General features: G+C 55.5%; 3 protein-coding genes and 1 pseudogene. 2 read left to right on the top strand and 2 right to left on the bottom strand.

Annotated features, from left to right (window positions below; genetic code table 11):
* Together B3Z49_RS01375 and B3Z49_RS01370 are read left to right on the top strand one after the other, a co-directional pair.
* Positions 1-210 (top strand): annotated as a pseudogene (locus B3Z49_RS01375) (aminotransferase class I/II-fold pyridoxal phosphate-dependent enzyme); the annotation flags it as partial.
* 41 nt (positions 211-251) lie between these two features.
* Positions 252-872 carry an NUDIX hydrolase gene (locus B3Z49_RS01370; protein ID WP_296987706.1) on the top strand — a complete coding sequence of 207 codons (621 nt, stop codon included), beginning with the start codon at positions 252-254 and terminating at the stop codon, positions 870-872.
* Positions 873-953: 81 nt separating this feature from the next.
* Here the strand turns inward: B3Z49_RS01370 and B3Z49_RS01365 are convergent, their stop codons facing one another.
* Positions 954-1436 carry a hypothetical protein gene (locus tag B3Z49_RS01365; protein ID WP_063088634.1) on the bottom strand — a complete coding sequence of 161 codons (483 nt, stop codon included), beginning with the start codon at positions 1434-1436 and terminating at the stop codon, positions 954-956.
* A 114-nt stretch (positions 1437-1550) separates the two neighbouring features.
* The coding region (locus tag B3Z49_RS01360; RefSeq protein ID WP_296987696.1) for a hypothetical protein at positions 1551-2083 on the bottom strand (533 nt) is incomplete at its 5' end.

Here is a 2083-nt window from a genome sequence, read left to right as displayed (position 1 = left end):
GGCAATGACTACCTCGGCATGGGGCAAAACCCTGTGGTGATCGAGGCGATGGAAGAGGCGTTGCGGTCAACTGGCGCAGGCTCTGGCGGCACGCGCAACATCTCTGGCACGACCGTTTATCACAAGCAGCTGGAGGCTGAACTGGCCGACCTGCATGGCAAGGAAGCCGCGCTGCTGTTTACCTCGGCCTATANNTTGATGCGCGCAACCAGACCCTGATCGAGGCGACCGAAGCCCTGTGCGAACAAGGCGTGATCAGGCACCTGCACGGCGAGAAGTTTGATATCCGCAATCGGCTTTCCGATGATCCGTTGTGCCAGCTGGATCGGTTTGCCATGCCCTATTTCGGATGCCGGTCGTGGGGCGTGCATATGAACGGCTTTGTCCGCAAGGCGGATGGCATTCACATGTGGATCGCCAAACGCGCGCTGGACAAGCCGACCTACCCCGGCATGCTCGATAACATGGTCGCGGGCGGCCAACCGACCGGCCTTGGTTTCCGGGAAAACATGATCAAGGAATGCGCCGAAGAGGCCGGGATTCCAGCAAACCTTGCTGAAAATGTCGTGGCGATCGGTGCCGTTTCATACCTTTATGAAACCGACGAAGGCTTGAAACCCGATGTGATGGTCAATTTCGATCTGGAATTGCCAGAGGATTTTGTACCGCATTGCGCCGATGGTGAGGTCGCGCAATTTGATCTTGTGCCGATTGCCGAAGTGGCCGAAATCGTCCGCACTGGATTTGATTTCAAGTTCAATTGCGCCCTGGTGGTGATCGATTTTCTGATCCGCCACGGCTATCTGACGGCTGATAACGAGCCATCCTATTGCGAACTTGTCACCAGCCTTCACCGCAGCCTTGAGCCCTGATGCGGCCTTTGCCGACACCGCAAACAAGAATGGCACCATCCCGATCCGGGCGGTGCCATCTTCTTGCAGGCTTATAGAATCTTACTGACGCGGCGTGTTTGGTCCGCCCATCAATGCGCCAACGGCCATCACCGTCAATTTGGCGCGCAGATCGGGATCCAGCTGATCAAGGTCACTTTGTTTACTGCGAAGCGCCTTGACCGCTTCATTGATCAGTTCCTGACGACGTTCGTCCTCAGGCGTTGCGATCTTGCTTTTCTTTTTGCCAAGCTTGGCATCGGCAGCATTGAGCGCCTTCATGATTTCAGTATGCGGGGCGTCGGCCTGTTCGGTCAGGGTTTCGGCAAGGGCAAGCGCACGGGCTTCTTCGAGCGACATGCCTTCTTCCTGATGGGCAAGGGCGCGGTCTTCGATGCGACGTGCCTGACGCGCCTGAGCAGCTGTTTTTTCCGCAGTGGCGCTGTCACGCATATGCAGGGATTGCGCGTCATTATAAGCCTGAATCGCATCCCGGCCTTTTTTGCCGACAAAGACGCGCATCAGCGTTTCCTTGAGCAATCCCATCAAATCATCCCTTGATTAAACATCCCGCCCTCGCGTGCAACTGATGTGCAATCAGTATGCGCCCAAAGAGTTTCGAAAACATTGCACCGAAAGACGGCGAAATTTTGCAACGTTCTAAATATGTTGTGCGACGCGGGTTTCTTCAACTGCCAGAATGTAGTCTATCAGTGCCTCGCAGTCGCTTGTTTGCAGATGTTCAAGATCACAAACAAAGTCGACATTCCCCGCGGCCGGATCATCGGCATGACCGACAATACCGACTTTGACATATTCCGCGTCCAGTGCATCGAGTGCGGAAATCAGATCAGCAACACTGACCCGGTCTTCTGCCGTCATGGACGTGCGGATCAGAAGCAGGATATCGGCGTCGCAATCAATTACCTGCAGGGCAATGGATTGAGCATCGGAATGGCGGGGTGCCACATCGACGTCGAACCCGCCATCGGCAAACAGGGTTGCGACATGTTTGTGGTGTTTTTCTTCCACGGAGGATGCCGTCGCCAGAAGAAGACGCGGGTGGCGTCCTTCCATTTCGGCGAATTTGGCCAGACTGCTCGCAAGTTGAGGAGACGTCATGTTACCTCGCTTGAAACTGCCCTTTGCCATACGATACGGCAAAGCGGGCCAGTGCAGATTTCCTGCACCGC

Origin of the sequence: Thalassospira sp. UBA1131, assembly GCF_002311515.1 — a bacterium.
In the GTDB taxonomy this organism is placed as follows: domain Bacteria; phylum Pseudomonadota; class Alphaproteobacteria; order Rhodospirillales; family Thalassospiraceae; genus Thalassospira.
The sequence above is the reverse complement of the archived record's forward strand: the minus strand, read 5'-3'. Positions and strand labels throughout refer to the sequence as shown.

Bases quoted from the DNA above. Each gene is read 5' to 3' on its own strand.
- B3Z49_RS01365 (WP_063088634.1), bottom strand. From the start codon at position 1,436: ATGGGATTGCTCAAGGAAACGCTGATGCGCGTCTTTGTCGGCAAAAAA.